Source organism: Nitrospira sp. CR1.1, assembly GCA_014055465.1.
Taxonomy (GTDB): domain Bacteria; phylum Nitrospirota; class Nitrospiria; order Nitrospirales; family Nitrospiraceae; genus Nitrospira_A.
Map to the genome: position 1 here is coordinate 270,108 of WIAF01000001.1, position 21,886 is coordinate 291,993.

Consider the following 21,886-nt stretch of genomic DNA (forward strand, 5'->3'; position numbering starts at 1 on the left):
CGTGCCAATCACACGTGTCGAAAAACGGACGAGAACAGCCGCGAGAGACGCCGGGTTACCGCACACAGATACAGGGCAGCTCGCAGGAGGCTGGAGAGAATCACCCCATCGTACGCGGCGTCCTGGCGCAAGATGCCACAGCCACAAACGTCACACGATCGTGGGCTCCAGGGTGATGCGTGTTTTCATCGAATTGGAGATCAGGCAGTTGGCTTCCGCTTTTTCGATCAGTTCCCTGGCTCTTGCGGCATCACCTCCTGAGGAAAGTGTGATGTGGGGTCGCAAAGTAATCACCGTGACCTGAAACTTTCCATCCACGAGTTCCAGGCGACCTTCCGCGTCACAGTGATATGCGGTGAACGCCAGGCCGCCGCGCTCCGCAACGGCCAGAAACGTGGTCATGAGGCAGATGTTGGCCGCCGCCACGTACAAATCCTCCGGCGACCAGATTCCTGCATGCCCTTTGAATTCAGGAGGTGTCGCGACCTGAATCTCAGGCTTGCCCTCGCTGGTGATCGTCCCTTTCTTCTGCTCAGTCCATTTGACCGCCGTTCGATACGTATACACCTTACTGCGAGCTTCCATTGATCCCTCCGACATTGGGGTAATGCATGTTTGAGTGACGACTCGCCGCAACTCTCCTCGCCTGGAGCCACGAAGGATACCCGAACATCTTCAGTTCTACTCAGCGGATGAGCAAGCCCGAGCCTTCATCGCCGGCCCTAGCAGGCTGCGCTAAAAGACTGTCCAGCAAGGCCGCAGCAAGCGAAGAGGCGAATCGTACTCGCGCAGTACGGCGAGGCTCTGAGCGCCGCGAGAACGCCGCTGGCGGACTTTTTTCGCAGCTTGCTACAGATGGTAGTCGCCTGCAGCCTCGGGTTGGTACAGGACATCCTTGATGCGCACGGTTCGCCTGCCCGCCGGCACCGGCCAATCGACCATCTCACCTGCCCGCGAACCCAACAAGGCGGTTCCGATCGGCGCGAGCACCGAAATTTTCTTCTCAGGGAGGCTGGCATCCGAAGGAAACACCACCGTATAAACGCTTTCCTGGCCGGTATCCACATCCTCGATCCTGACTTGTGAATTCATGGTCACCACGTCATGAGGAATGGCGGACGGGTCCACGATATGCGCACGATCAAGCTCATGCGCCAGGCTCGCCAAATGGTCCCGATCCCGACCGATGCTCGTGCGGGCCTTCAGCACATCTCTCAGGCGAGACAGGTCGAGGGCAGTCATAGCAATACTCTGGGAATTCATGCCTCCTCTCCTTTGATAACTTGTCGATCCAGCACGCTCGGAACCACCCGGCGATGGCCCGGTTCGAACCTCGCCCTGTTCACGGTCAACACTGGACAGGTCGCCCGGCGCAACACCGCCTCTGCAACACTCCCGCATCGCTCCGACGACCTTCCGCGACGCCCATGCGTCCCCATCACGATAACGTCGGTGTGACGCCGCAATGCGCAGGCCAGAATGGCATCGGAAGGCAGGCCGCCGCAGATTTCCACCTCTGCCGGAAGTCCGAAGGCAGTGACGACGTCCCGGAGTTCCATCAACTGCCGATTCCAGTAGTCCCGCTTCGACGACTCGTCTTCAATCACCCCGAGACCGCAGTCCAGGTCATACCCGGCCGGCTCCAGCACGTGCACCAGCGTCACGGCAGCGCCGACACCTTGGGCCAGGTGAACACCATACTCGACCGCATCCAAGGAAGGGGCCGAAAAATCCACTGGCGCCAGAATACGCTGAATCACGGCAGGCCGGTCGGCCAGCAGAGATTCGACGGCTTCTTTCCGCACCCCTGGGACCGCGAGAACCGGACAGGGCCCTTCATGGACCAATTGCTCAGCCGTCGTGCCGATCAGCCCGTAGAGCAGGTTGTGCCGTCCCTGTGCGCCCACCACAATGAGGTCCATATCTTTTTCCCTGGCGGCCTGGTGAATGTGCTCGCCCGCGTTCCCCAGCAGCAGCCGGACCCTGGCTGGAATACCCCGGCGTGCCAGGTCGTCCCGCACCTCTTCCAACTGTCGCGCTGCGGCTGTCCGCGACCGCCCCACCGTGGCGAAAGACTCCATATCCGCCCGTAACTCGTGAGGCATCTCGATCACATGCAAGATCTCCAACTCCGCATCCCAGGCGCCGGCGAGGTGAATCGCATACTCCTGAGCGCGGCGGGCATCCGCCGAAAAGTCCGTGGCGAACAAGATGCGCTTCAATAGTGGCGTCGTCATGGCTGCTCCTTCAGACAGTTGGACGATTGTTTGGGACGCCCGGCGGTTTCCCGCGGAGGAGACGCCGGGCAAGAGACGAACGGAGCGCGGGGCTCATGGCACTAAGAGAGACGATCGTGAACGATTGATGTGGTTGTTCACGCAAGATAGGTGCCACGTCTTTTCCAGTCACAGGTCAACGGAAGTCCGCAATCGAGGCTGCGTTTCTACGAGGTTGTCCGGCCGCGATCCTGTTTCATTGTTGCCATTTGCAGCAACACCTCCTTGCCTGGTGAGGCGATACACCCCGCTGTGACGGAGAGGAGGCCTGGCCTCCGGTCGGCCGTCCATTCGCCCGAACACGGGGGCGCCCTCAGCGGCCGCCCATCCCATGTTGCGCCATGGCGACATCGAGGGAACGCGCCGACTGGAATTCAGCCGCTGCAGCATTCAGATACTGCGTGACCGACGCTGTATCCCGACCCAGACGCGCGAGTGTCTTCATGACTCGATCCGGACCGCTCCACTCGCTCCACCACACCCCCCGCATTTCCATCACCGCGGCCGAAGCGGGCGCGGGAGCCAGGAGATCGCGCGCGAGGCTACGGACCGGCATGCGCTCGTAAATGTCGCGAAGGACTTGCGGCTCCTTCGGCGTATTGATCACCTGGGCGAGCCGTTCGAAGAGTGTCATCATCTCCGGCAGGACTCGATGCCCCAGGCGCCACAACAGTTCGACATGTCCGGCCATGACGCAGGTGCTCCACACTGCCCCCGACGCATAGGCCAGCCGCGCCAATTGAGGCTCCGGGTTGTGCAAGAACGTGTTGACCGCCCGGACTGAGCGGAGGCCGAGCCTGACCAATTCCTGACCGGAGGTGATCCAGCCATACTCTGTGTCCGGTGCATCCGGGCGCGCGGCGAGCACGACCACTTTCTCCGGCAGCTTCTCGGCTGCACGGATCGCATACAGTGTCTCCCCGAGAAACCGTTCCTCGGGGTAGACAAACTGATTGGCCGGAGCAATCAGCACCGTCCCCTCCGGATCGCGCGCGCGGATATAGGTCAAGGGCAGGAATAATCCGGCCGCTGTGCCGGCATTGCGCGGCTGCACCAGGACCATGCCCGGATTCCGTTCGCCGATTTGCGGCCAGGCCTCCTGATGACCGCGCCCGACCACCACCAGCGTGCGGGCAGGGCTCGTGACGCTGAACGTACGGTCGAGCGTATGCTGGAAGACAGACCTCGTCCCCAAAAATCGACAATAGTGGTTCGGAATCGTCCGGCCTACCCACCTCTTCACGGCCGGCTGCATCCGGACTCCGTCTCCTCCCGCAAGTACGATCGACCACCGCCGTCCGAGTTGATCCCTTCCCTCTCGCATGATGACCTCCTGCCGGTCTCCAAACCGATCGTTCGCAGCCCGGATTGTTCCTGTCTGCCACACAAAGGACCTGACGGGCGCGGCCCATGTCACTCCCGATCAATGAGATGGCTTACTCGGATAAATCGAGCAGGGACAGGCCCCAGAAGACCATGCTCCCAATCGCGGCCATGACGACCACCATCAGCAACAGAGCCGGCGCCAAGGTGAGGATCTGTTTCATCGCATCCTCCTTTCTGTAGGTGGTCTTTCGTGGAGCCACACCAATTCCATTCCGTCACCATACTTTAGCCGGACAAGATGAATGGCTGATGAACAGAGCATGAAGAATTCTTCATGCTGAAGCGCGGCGCCGATGGACGAGGGGAATAGAGGAATCAGACAGGGCGCGAGAACGCAGAAGACGACCAGTCCGGATGAACGGCTATGCGTGGATGGCGGGGAACGTCAACATGAAGACCGACCCCTTGCCCACTTCGCTCTCCACGGCGATGGCGCCATGGTGAGCCTCCACAATTTCTTTCACGAGGGGGAGGCCGAGACCATGCCCGCCTGAATCCCTGGCGCGAGCCGGGTCGGTCCGGTAAAAAGGTTCAAAGAGATGCGGCAGGTGTTCGCGGGCAATTCCCTGCCCGGTGTCTCGAATCGCGACATGCACGTGATTTTGCGCGCCGCTGAGGCATAACGCCACGGTGCCTCCCGGATCGGTGTACCGCAAGGCGTTATCCAGCAGATTGATGAAGACCTGCTTGAGCCGTTCGGCATCACCCAACACCGGCTGCACCGGTTCTTCTTCCAGCACCAATGTCAGCCGCCGATCCTCCGCGACCGGAGTGAGGTCATCGATCAATTCTTTCAGCAGCGGCTGGAGCGTCAGGACCGACAGCTCTACCGGCGGCCGCTCGCCGGCAAATCGGGCGAGCGTCAGCAGCGAACGGGTCAGGACGATGAGGCGTTGCACTTGTTCGAGATTCGAAACCAGTACGTCACGATAGTCGTCGGCCGATCGCGAGCGCTGCAACGCAACTTCGAGGTTGCCCTGCATCACTGTCAGCGGGGTTTTCATCTCATGCGCGGCATAATCGGTAAAGCGTCGCTGGCTCTCGGAGGCCCGCTGCAACCGGTCCAGCATGGCATTAAATGCCTGGGCCAGCCGCTCGAATTCTTCAAACGGCGCATTCAGATTGACTCGCGAGCGCAGGGCCGACACGGAAATACTCTCAGCGGTGCGACTCAAGGCTTCCACCGGACCGAGCACTTTCCGGGCCAGCCAACCGCTGCCGAACCAGGATGTGACCAGGACGGCGACCGATCCGAGCATGAGCAACCCCATAAGACTCCGATGGGTTCTGCGAAAAAACGCCAGGGATTCTTCGGCCTGCAGCAGGTATCGCACATCGGCCTGCTGCCGGATCGGAACAAACACCCGTCGCACCAACGCCCCCGAGTCCATCTCGACCGTCTCATACACCACTTCGCCCCGTTTGCCCCGCGCCAGCACCCCCTCCTCCACCGACGGTCTTGGCACCACGGCGCTGCCCTGCCAGACGACCGTGCCATCGAGGCCCAGGATATGGACGGAGTGCGAGACCTCGCGGAGTTCCTTCATCCGGTCGTCGGCCACTTGCGCGCCGCGCGGGACCACGATCTCATGGTCAGACCGCGTCAGAAGTTCCGGTCGTTGCTCGATCAACTCGGCCAGGGTATCAGCGAAGCCGAACAATCGGCCGTCCACGTATTGCTGCAGCAGACTATGAAATCCTGTGTAGACGGCCACGTTGAATCCGCCCAGCAAGGCCGCGATCAAGGCCACCGTATACAACCGGAACTGGGCGCGAAAGCTGCTCATTCACTCGCCTCCAGCTTGTAGCCCACCCCGCGCACCGTGGCGATCAACGGCAGGGCGAAATCCCGGTCGATCTTGACGCGCAAGGAGCGGATGTACACATCCACCACATTCGTCATCGGATCATAGTTCAATCCCCACACACGCTCCAGAATCGCCGTGCGGGTGAGCACGATATCGCGGTTCCGCAGAAGAAATTCCAACAGGGAAAATTCTTTGCTCGTGAGCGCAATTTCCTTCCCGCCCCGCCACACCCGTCGGGAGGCCGGGTCCATCTCGAGATCGTGAGCCTTCAGACGGCTGCCGATATGCGGCCCCCCTCGCCGCAGCAGAGCTCTGATGCGTGCGACCAGCTCCGTAAACGCAAACGGTTTCGTCAAATAATCATCCGCACCGGCATCCAGGCCGGCGACCTTATCCTCCACCGAATCGCGCGCGGTCAGCAAAAGAATCGGACAACGGTTCCCGCGTTCACGAAGTCGCCGGCACAGGGCCAACCCGTCCACCTTGGGCAACATCACGTCCACGATCAACAGATCGTAACTGTCATCCGCGGCCAACATGAATCCTGTTTCGCCGTCGGCGGCCATCTCCACCGTATGCCGCTCCTCTTCCAGTCCCTTACGAAGGAATTGCGCCAGATCGGCGTCGTCTTCGATGACCAGAATTCGCATGCATGCCTCGTGTCCTGCGCATCCCTCCGGCCCGAACAGGGACCCTCGTCCCGCGCAATAGCGCCATCATATCAGGGAGCAAGCGGCGGTTTCGCCTTCATGAAGACTTCTTCATGTGGTCTTCATCCATATCTCATGTGCGGATCCGATCGAGGAGGCGGGCGATGACGACTGCCGCGGCAGAACGGGAGGAGGCCGCACACACGACCGGACGCAAGGCGGGGGATTACCAGAATGTCATGCTCGACCTCGCCATCTGTGTCACGCCCCACAACAGAAAGAGGCCATAGACCGTGCCGAAAAACCAGGGGAAGCTGATCGCCCGATGCGCCCACCACTGGCGATGTTGACGGAACGCCCAGGAGGGCGCGAACGTGCGCGGCTCATTCGTTTCATCCACAATCGTTTCACGATGTTCGCGCAGCCGGTAGAGACTGCTGACCGGTTTCCGGTCCTGCCAGTCCGGCATGGATTCAATGCCCCGCAGTTGCCATTCCCACAAGGCGTTCTGCCCGGAAAACCGGCCCAGGACAATCGCCATCTGCGCGCTCATAAGAATGCCGATGGTGCTCAGCAACACAATGACCAGCGTGAAGGGCAAGGCCAGGGATTCACGCGACACGAGTAACCCGATGACGGCGACAAAAATGGAATTGGCCGTCAGATAATCCGACAACATGGTGTGGTAATCCCGCACGCCGGAGGTCCAGAGCGTCAAGAGATGATTGTAGTCGGACTGCATGGTGTCGTGATTCTGAGCCATGCGGCTATGCTCCACTGCCGGCCTGATCCACCAATCGATAGGCATTGCGCAGGTATTGTCCGACCATGCGCTGCGTGTTGAAAAACGCCCCGTTGATCGCAATCGCGTGCTTCATGATGTCGATGAATCTGTCCCGATCCTTGTAGAAGCAGGGCAGGACGTGCTGTTCGAGTTTGTCATACAGAGCGGCGGCATGGCAGGCCTCCATCTGTTCCGGCGGGGAGGCGCAGGTTTCGACTTTCTCCCCGATCGACCAGCCGGTCACCCCTTCGATATGCCCCTCGACCCACCAGCCATCCAGAACACTCAGGCTCGGAACGCCGTTCATCGCCGCCTTCATTCCGCTGGTGCCTGACGCTTCCATCGGCGGGAGCGGCGTGTTCAGCCACACGTCGACGCCCGCGCACAACAACCTGGCCAATGTCATATCGTAATTGGCCAGATACGCCACCGAGAGTTGCCCGCGCATGGCATGAATGCGCCGGATCATCTCCTTCCCGTCCTGGTCCTGCGGATGCGCCTTGCCCGCGAAGACGAATTGGATCGGGCCCACCTGTTTTCCCAAGCGCTGCAACCGTTCGACATCGCGAAACAACAACATCCCCCGCTTGTACGCGGTGGCCCGCCGAGCGAAGCCGATCGTGAACACATCCCGATCGAAACCGGCGTTGGTCTCGCGATTGACCTCATCGACCAACGCCAGTTTGGCCTCCCGATGGGCGCTCCAAATTTCCGTCTCGGAAATACTGATGGCGTAACGAAGCGAGAGGTGGTCGTACCGCCAGTCAGGCAGGTGGCGGTCGTACAGATTCTGAAAAGCCGGGGCCGCCCAGGCGACGGCATGCACTCCGTTCGTAATCGAATGGATCGGGTAGCCGGGATACAGGGAATGGGACACCTCGCCATGCCGCATGGCCACGCCGTTGATATATCGCGAGCCGCGCAGGGCCAGCAACGTCATGTTCAACGCGCTTTGATGTTGGCAGGCCTGGAGCAGGTCGCAGCGGCGTTGCCCCAATATCCGGCGCGCCAGCTCGGCGGAGAATTGATCGTGGCCGGCCGGCACCGGCGTATGGGTAGTGAACACGCAGCGCTCCCGCACTTTCTCGATCACTTCCGGAGGCACTTCTCCGTTTCGCGGCTGGGCGCCGATCTCGGCTTCGATCAAGGCCAGTACCAGCAAGGCTGCATGCCCTTCGTTGAGGTGGTAGCGATCGACGTGGTCGTGCCCCAGAGCTTGCAACATCGCAAACCCGCCGAACCCGAGCACCATTTCCTGACACAATCGATAGTGCGCATCGCCCCCGTAGAGCGAATCCGTGATGGTCCTGTCCCAGGGGCTGTTGTCCGGAAGATCCGTGTCGAGCAAGTAGACGGGAACGGTATGGCAGGACATGCCGGTGACGGGATAGCGCCAGGCACGGATTTGCACCACTCGCCCCTCGATCTCGACGGACACGCGCGGTTCCAACGGCTCGGCAAAATCATTGATCGTCCAGGCCACCGGCTCTTCCGACTGCCATCCCGCTCGATCGAGACGTTGGTAGAAATATCCGCGCCGATGCAACAGCGTCACTCCGACCATCGGCACGCCCAGGTCGGCGGCGCTGCGGATCGTGTCGCCTGCCAGCACGCCCAATCCTCCGGCATAGGTGGGCATGACGGGACTGAGGCCGATCTCCATCGAAAAATAGACCACCCGCGTATGGCTGTGTGAATGGATCATCGGGCGTTCAGGACCTGTGTGATCAACCGCAGTTCATCGCGCATCGGCGGGCCATCAGAACATGCCGGCGCACCTGGTCGCGTCCGGCCCGGCGAACTCCCCGCGCTCGCCGGGGTGGCGGAGCAGATGACGCACTCGCTGCCCAGCGCCTTGGCACAGCATTCATTGACCTTCAGATACAGGTCCTGCCTGGTCTTTCCCGAACCATACCGTCCGCCTGCCTGTCACCGTTGTGCCAGCGAGGCCAATTCCTCATACGCCTCGCCGGTCATGAGACTGCGGTAGCCGCCGAGGTTGGCTTCGATCGCACCGCAACGGCGGTCGATTCCCGCTTTAGGCCATGGCGTCTCCATGTCCATGCTGACCGAATCCCCTTCATGATCAGGCCTCACCCGAACGTCAACCGGACCCAAACACCGAGATAATGCGTCATGGCCACGACCGCGAGGCCGATGACCACATGCTCTCCAATCACTTTCCAGGGAGGCACCCGTTGCGCGCGCGCCAGGACATAACTGAGCACCGCCAAGAGCGTCAGCCCCCAGAGAAGGCTGGCCGCAACGGCAAGATCCAACGGCATGAGCAGCACGGGAACGGCGAAGGTCGCGGCGATGATGAACTTGGCCACAAACGTCGCCACCGTCGACGCCCAGATGTCCTGCGTGTTCCCATGGTTTTTGGATTCTTCCGCCACATGGATACCCAATGCGTCGGACATGGCATCGGCCAGCGCGATGGTGAGAATCCCGCCCAACACCGCAGGCATGGAACGGGTGCCCGCGTGCAGCCCGACCATCAAGCCGAGCGTGGTGATCACACCGGAGGTCAGTCCGAAGCTGAATCCAACCCTCAGCGCGGTGCGCATACCCGAGACCCGTTCTGTCTATACGGCTCCATCACCATGTCCTGCCGGCGGCGGGGCGATCAACAGGGTTCTCGCCCCGATCCTCGGAGACAGGACGTTACCCATTCGTTCACCGTGGCCAACACAGTTGCCACCGCACGATCTGCTGCCAGCACCCCGCCATAGGCATCCTCGGTCGGGGCCGGCTCGACTGCCTCAAAATTCCTGGCGCCCAGGACACGCTGCGCTTTGACATCCAGTAACTGTGCCCGCAACTGCACCCGACTCCGGCTGGGCTGCTGCAGAAACTCCTGCTGCACGAGCAGACCGGAGAGATCCAGGTGATAGTCGCCCCTGATCCCGGTGGGCATCGGCGCCACGACCCGCCAGAAGCCCGTGCTTTCCAGGGACCGAACCACCAGGGGCATCACCATGCGTGAGAGCGTGTCGACCCACACATGGGTGGCGTAGTAACTCACTTCAGACGGCTGCCGCAGATAGGCGATGCGCGGCTGCTCGAATCCGGCCGCTGCCTGCGGCACCCCGACGACCAACACCCCATGAATGCCGGTCTGTGCGCCGCGTGAGGCCGCTTCCCGATCCACCGCCTCTTTCATCAACACAAAGGTGCGGACCGGTTTGTCTTCCGACCCCGGCAGCACACAGGCGCTGGCTGCGCAGGCCGCCATCACCATGCCCAACCATGCCACCACGCGACGAAGGCGCACGACGTGTCCTCTATTCGCCAGGTCCCTTGCGCTGCCCCTGTCGGCCGAGCACCAACACATTCGGCTGACGTTCGACTTGTTGCGCCACTCGATTCATCGTGGCCGTGAGTTGCCGTAATTCACTGACCAGAAGCCCTGCGTCTGCCAGCGTCTCCCGGGAGAATTGCTCAATACCCGGCTTGCTGGCAACGACCGTCTCCCCGACTTCACGGCTCGTTCGCGCCACCTCCGCCGTCATCTGTTGCAGCGCGGCGGCGCTTTTGCCCATGCGATCCAGGAGCGCCGGCACCTGTGTTCCCAGGTGCTCCGTCAGGCGTGCGGTCCGCTCGGCCGCCTCCGCTGCGTGCTGCGCTCCGCGGTCCACCTGACCGCTCCGGGCCGCCAGCACCTTCGTGACCTCTGCCACGTCTTTCAGGATCTGCCCGAAGCGCGCGCGATTCTCTTCATCCAAGACGAGAGACGCATTCTGTGCGAGGCCATTCAAATTGGCCGCCAGATTCGCCAGTCCCTGGTCCGCCAAGAGTTTGGCCAGCGCCCCGTCCAGACGGCCGAACAAGGAGGGAACGCTCTGGATGACCGGATGCATCTGTCCCGCAACGGGCATCAACGGCGGCGCGTCTCTCGTTCCTCCTGTCAGATTGAGCGTGACCAATCCCGTGAGTCCTTGCGTCACCAGAACTGCTTGGGTATCCGTTTTGACAGGCGTGCCGCCGACAATGTCCAGTAGAATTCGAACCTCTTCGGAATTCTCGGGATTGAGAATGACTTCCTTCACCCGCCCGACGTCCACTCCGCGATACTTCACGGTCGAATCGACGCCGAGTCCGGCGACGGATTCCCTCGTATAGACAACATACCGGTCATAGACGCCGCGGTAATCCGTCTTTCCCAGCCAGAGAACCGCGCCGAGCACCGTGGCGCCCAGCAAGAGGACGAATGCGCCGACGACGATATAGTTGACCTTCGGTTCCATCCGGCACCTCTCATTCGCGAGGCAGCGCCCTCCCGTTGTGGTTCAGATTCGCGGCGCGCCCCCGCGGACCGTGAAAATAATTCCGGACGGCCGGGTCGTCCGAGGCCGCCAGATGCTCCATGGTCCCCATACCCAGCACATGCCCCTCTCCCAGCACCGCCACTCGATCCGCGATGCGCCACAACGAATCAAGATCATGGGTGACCATCACGACGGTCAGCCCTAACAATCGCTTCAGGTCAAGCACCAACTCATCAAAGCCGGCGGCGATCATCGGATCCAACCCGGCCGTGGGTTCGTCGAGGAACAACAGCTCAGGGTCCATGACAATAGCGCGGGCCAACGCGGCGCGCCGCCTCATGCCGCCGCTGAGTTCGCGCGGGAATTTCGCGGCACTGTCAGGCGTTAAGCCGACCAGGGCGATTTTTAAGGCCACGATCTCCCGGATGAGCCCGGCACTCAGCGACGTGTGCTCCCGTAAGGGCACGGCAACGTTGTCCGCCAACGTCATGGAACTGAACAACGCCCCATGTTGGAACATCACGCCGAAGCGGCGATGCAAGGAGCCCCCGTCGATCTGTTGAAGCTCGCGGCTGTCGCAGCCCAGCAGGCTGATCGTTCCGGCAGCAGGAGTCAGCAGTCCGATGATTTCGCGCAAGAGCGTGGATTTTCCGCAACCGTTGCCGCCCGCAATGGCGAAGACCTCGCCTTTCACAACGGTGAGGCTCACATCCTGATGCACAACCGCCGGCCCGAATTGCGTCGAGACATGGCTGACCTCGATCACGGGAGCCTCAGTTTGCACAGCTACAGACATGACACCTGTCACTCCCCAAGATTAGGTCGGGCCGGAGAACGGATTTCAACATCTTGGTAGCCCGGACTACTCATGAATGCCGTCGCGAGGCATCCGAGACCGAAGTCCGCCAGGGCGTCTCGCAAGCGAGGCCGACGCAGGCGTATCCGCGATACGTTGAGGAGGCCGAACGAGAAACGCCCTGCCGGACGAAAGTATCGGATGCCGCAGCAGGTATTCATGAGTGGTCCGGGCTACAGGTTCCACCAGTTCAGCAAAATGCTGCACATCGCGTCGAAAATGATCACCAGAAAAATGCTCTGCACCACGCTGATCGTCGTATGCCGCCCCACATCATCCACGCCGCCTCGGATCTGAAAGCCCTGATAACAGCCGGCCATCGCAATGATGACGGCAAAAAACGGCGCCTTGCCGATGCCGATCAGAAAATGCCGCAAGGCCACCGCCTCCTCGAACCGTTCAAGAAACGCCGTGAAGCTCACGTTCAGCTGATTCGACGCGATCAACATGCCGCCGAACACACCCAGCACATCGGCATAGACGGTCAGCAACGGCAACGCCACGACCAACGCGAGCATCCGCGGCAAGACCAGCAGTTCGGTGGGCGACAACCCGAACGTGCGCAACGCGTCCAGCTCTTCCGTCACCTTCATCGTGCCGATGTGTGCCGCATAGGCCGACCCTGACCGTCCGGCGATCAAAATGGCTGCGATCAGCGGCGCAATTTCGCGCAGCAACGAAATCCCCACCAGATCCACGATAAAAATATTGGTGCCGAACTTCCGTAATTGCTCGGCACCCTGGTAGGCGATCACGACCCCGATCAGAAACGTCAGCAGCCCGGTAATCGGCAGGGCATTGACCCCGTCGAGCCGAAGGCTGTTCAACGCACTGCGCCAGCGCAGGCGCGCAGGCGACGAACACACGCGCAGCAGCGCGATTGAACTGTCGCCGATAAACTCCAATCCCCGCAGGAGTCCGGCGACCAGATTGCTGATCGACGATCGGAGCCGCGTCGCGCCGTTCGGCCGCGCAGCCACATGGGCCATCATGGCGTCCCAGTGGGCCGACACCAGGCTCATGAGCTGCGCATGTTCTGACCGCAACCCTTCGACCGTCACCTCACAGCCGCGCCGCCGGGCTTCCATGACCGCCCGGGACAACAACACAGCCCCGCCCGTATCGAAGGCCTGTATCCCGCTTCCCTCAAATCTCAACGCACCACCGGCAGGCCACTCCATCACCCCGAGGGCCTGTTCGACTCGCCCAACCCCGGACATCGTCCACGAGCCACGACACCGCAGGGTTCGGCGGTCCACGAAGGTCACCGCAGCCGACTCCCCCGGAGACTCCGTGATGTGAGGGCGATTCATAACCTGCTTCAGTACACGCGTTGCACCGGGTCCTGATCCTGCGAAACCGCGAGACGCTGCCTCCCCGCTACCAATAACGCGCCGAAGCCAACAATCACGGCGACCAGGGTCAGCAGGTTTCCGACGACCGGCACGAACGTCAGGAGTGAATACAACACCAGCCCCGCCAGAAACGGCCGGGCCAAGGAGGACGAATCGCCCGGCCGGCGAAACAGGAATTGTCCCGCATAGGTGATGGCAAAGATTCTCGCCAGATACGCCGTCACGCCGTACAGCGCGAGCAGAATCACTCCCGCCGGCAGCACCAGCACCGTGACCACGAAACTGATGGCGACGATGGGCGCGGCGACCGACGCGGCCAAACCCCATCCCAGGGAAGCCCCCGGACGCTCGCGTATGGCCGCCGCAGCCTCCCCGGAAAACTGCGGGAATAGTCGCAAGAGGATCAATCCCAAACATAACGTGGAGAGGAAACTGACGAAGGCCGCCAGAAATCGCATCCCGATCAGTCCCTGGCGAGCCCGTTCGACGCTCCACCCCTCGGGCAAGGGGCGACGCGTGATCGGCCCCTGCACGACGGCCTCCTCGTCAATGGAAGGAGCAGCCTCACCCCAATACCGCAGCCGCCCGCCGACCGATGCCTTCGATGTCAGACGCACAGACTCAGCTGCGACGATGACATCCCGTTCGATCCCATTGGAGAAAGTCGCCTGCCACGCGCCCACCCTTGCATCGCGGCCGATCGCTCCGGCAAGCTGCACAAAGCCGCCGCCTACGATAAGATTCTCCCGCACGGTCGCCTTCTCTGTCAGATGGACATCGACACCGCCGAGGGTGGCGTTTCTGCCGATGGCCCCGCTGACAGTAATGTGCGCGCCGGCCACGCGGGCATCCTGGGCGATCGTGCCGGACAACACGACCTTGGCCCCCGCCACGATCACATCCCCGTTCACGACGCCATCCACAATCACTTCACCACCCGCCGCATACAGATCCCCGTTCACGATGCCGGAGATTTCAACGTGCGGACCGACCGCAAAGTAATCACCCTGCACCACCTGTCCCGCCCGCAACACCGCTCTCCCGTCAAGCGGCGACCGGGCGTTGGGAGTCTCCGCAGAAACAGACGGCACACCGAGACTCACCACCGTGAGAAGGACGACGCGAGTGATGACGCCGATGATGTTCATCGTGATAGGACTCCTGCGCCGTAGCGATAGACCAGTTCGCCGCCGTAATAACTGGCGACGAGGAGCAGCACCGAACCACCCACACCGAGAAACAGCACCAGTAGCGAGCGCTCCCGCATCCATCCCCAATAGGAGAGCATCCTCACCCCCAGGAGGCCGGCAAACACCCAAAAGACCGCGAATGCCAGTTCTTCATGCGTTTCGATCGCCTGCTTCGGAATCTTCCCACTGTGCTCGACTGCGTCTTCCGCGACATGACCGGTGAGCAGGGCCGCCAAGGCGGCCAGGACCCCGAGCGCCAGCAATGAGAGACTCGTCGATCGAAACTCCTCCCCCCGCCATCGCAGCGCGGCCAGATCGAACAACAGGCTCGCCAGAAGCAGCGCGATGGGAAAGTGAACGACCATCGGGTGAATAGGATGCATGTCCCCTCCTCCGTTCACGGCAGAACCCTGATAGCCGGGTCCGCATCATCCTCCGCGACGAGGCATACCCCGTCCCGGTCTACCATAGGGCGGACACACATGCCTCGACTCCTGAACAGATGCACGGCTCTGGGCAGAGACGTGCAAGGATAGAGCCCTGCCCTGCGTCAGCGTGGGGCACGGTCAACCGTATCTCCTAGGTACCGGGATACGCGCTGATGATCGAGGTGCGGCGGCAGGATCGGGGAGGTCTGCTACAGAAACGACCTACGCTCCTGTGGCAGAATGCAACAGATCAGACAGGCAGAAACCCGACTCAGCCTTGCGCCTGGATGGACAGCAGATACAGATGCTTGCGGCCTGGCTGCCGGAACTCCTGAAGTGTTTCGACGGCCAGTCCGGCCTGCCTTTGCAGGAAGACCAGGTGCGATTCTTCCGTAATGACCCGGATAGGCCCCTGCGTACGCACTGCATGACGCACCGCTTCCTCATCAGGGAGATCACGCACCACTGAGTCCCGCTTCAGGTAGTACACGGCATCTTCGTTCTTCGGCCAACCGGGAATGTACAGAAACATGGCGGGGCCCGTTTCCTTCGCCATGGATTTGAGCTCTTCTGTGGCCTTTCGCGGTGAAGCAGCCTGATCGATCGCCGGAAAGACATAGTTCACCACCAGCACTACGTAAGCCACCGCAAGCACACCGACCATACGAAGCGCGAACCGGAGACGGGCTGTGATGGCCGCATACAGCAGCATCCCGGCCAGGGAGACCATGATCACGACGAATACAGGAGACACGACCGGTTCCGATACGAGCCAACGACGGCGCAACGGTGCAGCGCCGAAGAACATTCCCCCGATGAAGACGAGGGCCAGGATCACCAGGAACACTCTCAACAACGGAGACATGGGCTCAGGGCCTTCGGAGGAAGAACCGGACCGATGATACAAATAGCCGATCATCAAGCCGATGCCGGGCACCATGGTCGTCAGATAGGGCTCCCGTTTGAGCGTGGCCAGGCTGAACGCCGTGAAAAGACCCAGAACCCACACCAGCAATAACAGCTCCGTGGGATGCGAGCGCAACGGCCGCTGTGCCCACAACAGCACGAGGGCGGAGGGCAGCAGCGCGCACCAGGGGAAAAAATCAGCCCACATCATGCCCAGATACCAGTAGATAGGATGCCCGTCCTTCGCAGTTCCGGCCGCTCCGGACAAGCCGCTACTCCAGATGGATTTGACGGCACTCTCCAGTAAAAAATGATGCTGGTACCCTGCACTCAGAAGTTGCGCGTACCACGCCAGCAAGGCCACGGCCCCTGCCAGGCCGATCCAGAAGAATCTGTCGCGCACCATCCGGGCGTCGCGTTGAATCACGACATACAGAACCATGATCAGAAGGGGCAGGAAAAATCCATGCATCTCCTTGAGCATCGCTCCGAGTGCCATACTGAGGAATGCGGCCAGATACCATCGTGAACTGCGCCCCAGGATCTGAACCTGAATCCAGGCGAAGAGAGCCAGGGTGACCAGAAACGTCAATGTCGAGTCGAACAACACGCGGCGCCCATACCAGATAAAAACATGGCTGGTGGCCACCACCAGCGCCGCCCAGAACCCGGCTCTCGACGACATCAACTGGCTCCCCAGCACATACGTCAGCAGGATGGTGCCCACCGCGGCCAGCGAACCGGGAAGGCGCAAGGCGATTTCGTGGTCTCCCCAGATTGATGTCGACACATTGAGCAGCCAAAAAAACAGCGGCGGCTTATTGAAGTAGGGAATGCCTTGATAGGTGAGGTCGAAAAATTGTCCCCGGCGGGCCATCTCTCCGGCGATGCCCGCATACAGCCCTTCGCTGCCTTCCAGCAGCGACAGGTGGAGGTTGGCAAAATAGGCCCAGCCGCCGACAAGAGCCAGCACCATCATCTCGACATACCGCCGGCTTCCTGCCGTCTGCCCCTGACGCTCGTCCATCGCTGCCTGGTTCATCACGCCTCCAACCGACACCGCTCCATCTCGCTCAGAATGCCGCACCCGGCACACATCAGGCTGCGCAATGTTGCCGCAACTCTTCTCCAGGGGGCACAGTATAAATTTTCACCGGGCCATTGAGAAGCCCTTTTCCGGCCTCGCCGCTGTCGCAACAACCATCTGTTCCACACTGCGTAGTTTCCTTGCGCTGTTTTCCAGAGAGACAGCGATACGGATCATGGCGACGGGCACGACCGGATGTGGAGGAAACAGAGGGAAACTGAAAACGGAGATCGGCGGCGGACGGGAGGACAATCGGCGCAGGCTCATCCCGGCCGGTCGCCCACGACATGTCGTGGCGCTTCCATATGATCCGCTCGAGGCAAGGGGCAGACAGATACAGGCCGGGAATCGCCGATCCACAGGTAGTAGAGCACAGGGATGACGAACAGGGTCAACACCGTCGAGGCGCCCACCCCGAACAGCAGCGAGACTGCCAGCCCCTGAAAGATCGGATCGAGAATGATAACGAAGGCGCCGGCCATCAACGCCGCAGCGGTCAGCAGAATAGGACGGGTTCGAATGGCTCCCGCGCGAATGACCGCCTCCACCACCGCAACGCCCTCCGCTTCCTGGTGCTGGATGAAATCCACCAATAGAATTGAGTTTCGCACGATGATGCCGGCGAGAGCGATAAACCCGATCATCGACGTGGCCGTGAAATACGATCCGGTGAGCCAATGCCCCGGAAGAATGCCGATCAACGTGAGCGGGATGGGCGCCATGATGACGAGCGGCGTCAGAAACGATTGGAATTGCGCCACGATCAGCAGATAGATCAGCAACAGCGCCGCCGTGAATGCGATACCCATGTCTCGAAATGTTTCATAGGTAATATGCCACTCGCCGTCCCACTTCATCGCGAATCGCTGTTCCGACCAGGGCTGCACGGCATACTGCTGCTCCATCCGGTACCCTTCCGGCAACGTGTACTGCTCCAATTTTTTCCCGACGCCCATCACGCCATAGACCGGACTCTCGCCCCTGTCGGGGCCGGTTCCGCCGACATCCGCAATGACATAGACGACCGGCTTCTGATTCTTGTGATAGATGGCCTGTTCGCGCACGGTGTGTTCGACACGGATCAGTTCGGAGAGCGGCGCCATGTGACCCGCTGTCGTTCGCAGGGCGATTTCTCCGAGATGTTCCAGACCGGTTCGTTCGATGATCGGCAGGCGTAGCTTTACCTGCACCGGACGCTGCTCTTTGGGCATATGCACCAGACCGACGTCGACGCCTTCCAGCGCGAGGCGCAGGGTCCGCACGATTTCCTCCGACGGAATGCCCGCCAATGCCGCCTTCGCGCGGTCGACCGTCAACACATACTTGACCTGGTCCGCCTCCAGGTAATCGTCGACATCGACCACGCCGGCCGTCGTCTCAAACATCCGGCGAACATCCCTGGCGATCTCGATCTGCCGGTCGTACTCAGGTCCGTAAATCTCGGCGACCAACACCGACTGAACCGGCGGGCCCGGCGGGACTTCGACCACCTTCACATTCGCCCCGTACCGCCGTCCGATGTCCTGGACCGCCGGACGAATCCGTTGCGCGATGTCGTGACTCTGCGCCTGCCGCCGATCCTTGGCCGCCAGATTGATTTGAATGTCGGCTTCGTGCGGCTGGTCACGCAGATAGTAGTGCCGGACCAGGCCGTTGAAATTAAACGGCGAGGCGGTGCCGACATAGGCCTGGTAATCGCGCATTTCGGGAATGGTTCGCACATACTGCGTCAGGGCCTTGGTCGTTCGGGCCGTTTCTTCCAGCGTTGTGCCTTCCGGCATGTCGATCACCAGCTGCAGTTCGCTTTTGTTGTCGAACGGCAGCATTTTCACCACCACATCACGCGTCCAGAACAGCAGCAGCGAACCGATCAACAATAACGCGATGACTGCCAGCGCCAGATAGGCCATCGCCGGATGAGACAACACCGGAGCGAGCAACCGCCGATACAACCGATAACTGCGGCTCTCCTCAACCGAGTTGTGATCGACGCCCGCCATGTGTACACCGGGCCGATAACAGGTCTGGCAGAACCAGGGGATGACAATGAACGCGACGAGCAGGGACACAAACATGGCGATCGAAGCATTCACGGGGATCGGACGCATATACGGCCCCATCAGACCGGAGACGAAGGCCATGGGCAGGAGGGCGGCAATCACCGTCAGGGTTGCCAGAATCGTCGGATTGCCGACCTCATCAACGGCGAAGAGCGAGGCTTCCCGATGTGGCCGTGTCCCCAGTGTCAGATGCCGATAGGTGTTTTCCACCAACACGATCGCATCGTCCACCAGGATGCCGATGGAAAAGATCAACGCAAACAAGGTCACGCGATTGATGCTGTACCCGATGAGCATGGAGATACACAGGGTCAGCGCCAGCGTCAGCGGGATCACAATCGAGACCGCAAGGGCTGGCCGCAGCCCCAGCGCCAACCCCAGAAAGACCACGACCGCCGCCACGGCAATGAGGAGATGCCAGAGTAACTCATTGGCCTTCTCATCGGCGGTCTCTCCGTAGTCGCGCGTCACCGTGACGCGTACATCGGCCGGAATCAGGCCCCCCTTCATCTCCTCAACCTTGCGAATGACGCCATCAGCCACCGTGACGGCATTGGTGCCGGCCTGTTTGGCGATCGCCACCGTCACGGCGGGCGCTTCCCCTGAAGATGAAGCGCCGCCTCTCGAGTTCTCGCCAAACCACACGTACTGATTCGTTTCGCTGGGGCCGTCGATCACCTCCGCCACCTGGCGCAGATAGACCGGCCGTTGTTCGTTCACGCCGACCACCACGCCATCAAGGTCGTCCTTTGAACGGATGAAGCGACCCGTCTCGACGAGAAAACTTTCGTTCCGACTCTCAAACCGGCCGGCAGGCAGCGACAGATTCTCCCCCTGAATGACGCTCGCCACTCGCAAGGGCGTCAGTCCGTACGCTTTCAGCCGGGCCGGATCGATCTGCACGCGTAATTCGCGGCCACGACCGCCAACCACGAAACCGCTCGCCGTGCCGGGGACTTTCTTCGCATCCTCCAGCACCTGATCACCCAACTGACGCAGCTGGAAATCCGAATAACGCTCGCTCGACAGTGTCAGGGTCACGATCGGGACATCATTGACGTCCCGCGGCTTGACTTGGAAGGGCGCGGCGCCGGGCGGCAACAGGTCCTGGTTGGACATCAACTTGTCATAGAGGTCCACCAGACTCTGCTCCATCGGCTGGCCGACATAGAAACGCACGATGATGAGCGCTCCGCCGGGCCGCGAAATCGAGTAGAGGTATTCGACGGCCTTGATGTCTGAGAGTTTGCGCTCGATGGGCTTGGTGAGCTGTTCCTCAACGATCTTCGCGGAAGCGCCGGGGAACGGCAGCCACACATCAGCCATGGGCACCACGATCTGCGGCTCTTCTTCGCGCGGGGTCGACAGCACAGCGAATAGACCGAGGAGAAGGCTGGCAATGATGATCAGGGGGGTGAGTTTGCTCGCGACAAAAAGCCCGGCGAGCCGACCGCTGACACCAAGCCGTTGGGTCGAATCAGAACTCATGCCACCTCATCGGCAGGGGTACGCGCCGAACCCGTTCATTGGGGCAACGCCACCCTCGTGATGTCCTGCACCGGCGCGCCATCGCGCCCCTTGGAGGCCTCCACCACCACTCGCTCTCCGGCATCGACACCGGATAAAATCTCGACGCCCTGCTCCAGCGTGCGACCGATTTTGACCCACCGAAGACGCGCCACCTGATCACTCCCGACAACAAACAAGCTGGCGAGTTCACCGCGCTCGATGAACGACGACTTCGGCAGCAGCAGCGTCGTACTGACGCCCTTTTCGAGCCGCAGCCGCCCGAACATGCCGGACTTGAGCCCGGCGGTGGCCGGAAGATCCACCTTCATCGTGAACGTATGGGTTTGCGGATCACCGGCAGGGAGCATTTGCGATACCCTCCCCTTCAACGGATCGGCGCCCAACGCATCGATCACCACCGGCAGTGATGACCCGACCGAGACCACTCGCACATCACTTTCAGCCACCGTGGCTTCCAGTCGAAGCTGCAAAGGATCTTCCATTTTCAGAAGCGGTTGCCCGGGTGAAGCGAGTTCTCCTCGCTCCACCTTCTTCTCCGTGATGACCCCGTCGAAGGGCGCCTTCACGATGGTGTACCTCAGCTGTGCCAGCACGGCCTTACGACCAGCCGCTGCGACCCTGAAGGTGCGCGTGGAATTTTCCAATTCCTGCTTGGAAACCGCATCTTTGCGATAGAGATCTTCCATCCGGTCACGTTGCGCCCGGGCATTGTCGAGTTCCGCCGTCACCCGCGACAACTCCGCCTGCAGATCCCGATTGTCCAGCACAACCAGCGTGTCGCCCCTGCGCACGACGCTGCCTTCACGGACTAGCAGATTGTCGATCGTGCCCTGAATCCGGCTGGCCAACGTGGCCTGATACACCGGGGTGACCTGCCCAGTAACCTCGACGCTGACCGGCACGCGACCGGTCTTCACCTCAACGACCGCAGCCTGGATCGGCGGCTGCGGAGCGGCTGCCGACGGCGGCTCTCCGGGTTTCGCCGGCTCCTGCGAGGGCCCGCAGCCCGCTGCCAGGAGCAGCGCGGCAGCCAGGCTTCCGATCCTCAGACTGCTGTCTTTACTCTTGAACACCAAGCCTCCGCAAAAGAGCCATCATCGGGCACCAGCCGCTGAATGACGACTGGATGAGATTCACGGCAACAAAGGCCGCGAAATAATGATAGGAGGGGTGAACCGTTGCACCCAGCACGACCGCCATCAACACGAACAATCCGGCGATCAATCGAAGCCACTCGTTCAACTTCATCTGAGCCTCCATTCTTATTCCATATGAGTAGTCAGGGAGAGAAAGGATTCG

At 61.2% G+C, this 21,886-nt stretch carries 19 protein-coding genes; all 19 read right to left on the reverse strand.

Annotated features, from left to right (window positions below; translation table 11 throughout):
* Positions 1-150 precede the first annotated feature (150 nt).
* Positions 151-585, reverse strand: a complete 435-nt coding sequence (locus tag GDA65_01315; protein MBA5861338.1) for an OsmC family peroxiredoxin — start codon at positions 583-585, stop codon at positions 151-153.
* A 264-nt stretch (positions 586-849) separates the two neighbouring features.
* Complete coding sequence (locus GDA65_01320; protein ID MBA5861339.1) at positions 850-1,263, reverse strand: nucleoside diphosphate kinase regulator; 414 nt, start codon at positions 1,261-1,263, stop codon at positions 850-852.
* On the reverse strand, positions 1,260-2,237 hold the full coding sequence (locus GDA65_01325; protein ID MBA5861340.1) for a hypothetical protein: 978 nt from the start codon (positions 2,235-2,237) through the stop codon (positions 1,260-1,262). The genes GDA65_01320 and GDA65_01325 overlap by 4 nt, the downstream gene beginning before the upstream one ends.
* Before the next feature lie 352 nt (positions 2,238-2,589).
* The gene (locus GDA65_01330; protein ID MBA5861341.1) at positions 2,590-3,600 is read right to left on the reverse strand and encodes a hypothetical protein; all 1,011 of its coding nucleotides are present in this window, start codon (positions 3,598-3,600) and stop codon (positions 2,590-2,592) included.
* Positions 3,601-4,024: 424 nt separating this feature from the next.
* Positions 4,025-5,449 (reverse strand): HAMP domain-containing protein, encoded by a 1,425-nt coding sequence (locus GDA65_01335; GenBank protein MBA5861342.1) that lies wholly within the window; start codon positions 5,447-5,449, stop codon positions 4,025-4,027.
* Entirely contained in the window at positions 5,446-6,120 is a 675-nt protein-coding gene (locus GDA65_01340) for a response regulator (GenBank protein MBA5861343.1), read from the reverse strand. Before GDA65_01340 ends, GDA65_01335 begins: the two co-directional genes overlap by 4 nt.
* Before the next feature lie 226 nt (positions 6,121-6,346).
* Complete coding sequence (locus GDA65_01345; GenBank protein ID MBA5861344.1) at positions 6,347-6,883, reverse strand: hypothetical protein; 537 nt, start codon at positions 6,881-6,883, stop codon at positions 6,347-6,349.
* A 4-nt stretch (positions 6,884-6,887) separates the two neighbouring features.
* Positions 6,888-8,609 (reverse strand): alpha-glucan family phosphorylase, encoded by a 1,722-nt coding sequence (gene glgP, locus GDA65_01350; GenBank protein ID MBA5861345.1) that lies wholly within the window; start codon positions 8,607-8,609, stop codon positions 6,888-6,890.
* Between the two features lie 388 nt (positions 8,610-8,997).
* Positions 8,998-9,474: a hypothetical protein gene (locus tag GDA65_01355; protein MBA5861346.1), complete on the reverse strand. Its 477-nt coding sequence runs from the start codon at positions 9,472-9,474 to the stop codon at positions 8,998-9,000.
* Positions 9,475-9,533: 59 nt separating this feature from the next.
* A complete protein-coding gene (locus tag GDA65_01360; GenBank protein MBA5861347.1) occupies positions 9,534-10,241 on the reverse strand; it encodes a hypothetical protein in 708 nt (235 codons plus the stop codon).
* Positions 10,192-11,154: an MCE family protein gene (locus tag GDA65_01365; GenBank protein ID MBA5861348.1), complete on the reverse strand. Its 963-nt coding sequence runs from the start codon at positions 11,152-11,154 to the stop codon at positions 10,192-10,194. Before GDA65_01365 ends, GDA65_01360 begins: the two co-directional genes overlap by 50 nt.
* A gap of 10 nt (positions 11,155-11,164) precedes the next feature.
* The gene (locus GDA65_01370) at positions 11,165-11,971 is read right to left on the reverse strand and encodes an ATP-binding cassette domain-containing protein (GenBank protein MBA5861349.1); all 807 of its coding nucleotides are present in this window, start codon (positions 11,969-11,971) and stop codon (positions 11,165-11,167) included.
* Positions 11,972-12,204: 233 nt separating this feature from the next.
* The gene (locus tag GDA65_01375) at positions 12,205-13,344 is read right to left on the reverse strand and encodes an MlaE family lipid ABC transporter permease subunit (protein MBA5861350.1); all 1,140 of its coding nucleotides are present in this window, start codon (positions 13,342-13,344) and stop codon (positions 12,205-12,207) included.
* A gap of 8 nt (positions 13,345-13,352) precedes the next feature.
* The gene (locus GDA65_01380) at positions 13,353-14,534 is read right to left on the reverse strand and encodes a hypothetical protein (protein MBA5861351.1); all 1,182 of its coding nucleotides are present in this window, start codon (positions 14,532-14,534) and stop codon (positions 13,353-13,355) included.
* Positions 14,531-14,959: a hypothetical protein gene (locus GDA65_01385; GenBank protein MBA5861352.1), complete on the reverse strand. Its 429-nt coding sequence runs from the start codon at positions 14,957-14,959 to the stop codon at positions 14,531-14,533. Before GDA65_01385 ends, GDA65_01380 begins: the two co-directional genes overlap by 4 nt.
* Before the next feature lie 316 nt (positions 14,960-15,275).
* Positions 15,276-16,952 carry a phospholipid carrier-dependent glycosyltransferase gene (locus GDA65_01390; GenBank protein ID MBA5861353.1) on the reverse strand — a complete coding sequence of 559 codons (1,677 nt, stop codon included), beginning with the start codon at positions 16,950-16,952 and terminating at the stop codon, positions 15,276-15,278.
* Positions 16,953-17,260: 308 nt separating this feature from the next.
* Positions 17,261-20,545: an AcrB/AcrD/AcrF family protein gene (locus GDA65_01395; GenBank protein ID MBA5861354.1), complete on the reverse strand. Its 3,285-nt coding sequence runs from the start codon at positions 20,543-20,545 to the stop codon at positions 17,261-17,263.
* 35 nt (positions 20,546-20,580) lie between these two features.
* Complete coding sequence (locus tag GDA65_01400) at positions 20,581-21,663, reverse strand: efflux RND transporter periplasmic adaptor subunit (GenBank protein ID MBA5861355.1); 1,083 nt, start codon at positions 21,661-21,663, stop codon at positions 20,581-20,583.
* Positions 21,647-21,835, reverse strand: a complete 189-nt coding sequence (locus tag GDA65_01405; GenBank protein MBA5861356.1) for a DUF2892 domain-containing protein — start codon at positions 21,833-21,835, stop codon at positions 21,647-21,649. Before GDA65_01405 ends, GDA65_01400 begins: the two co-directional genes overlap by 17 nt.
* Positions 21,836-21,886: the final 51 nt, after the last annotated feature.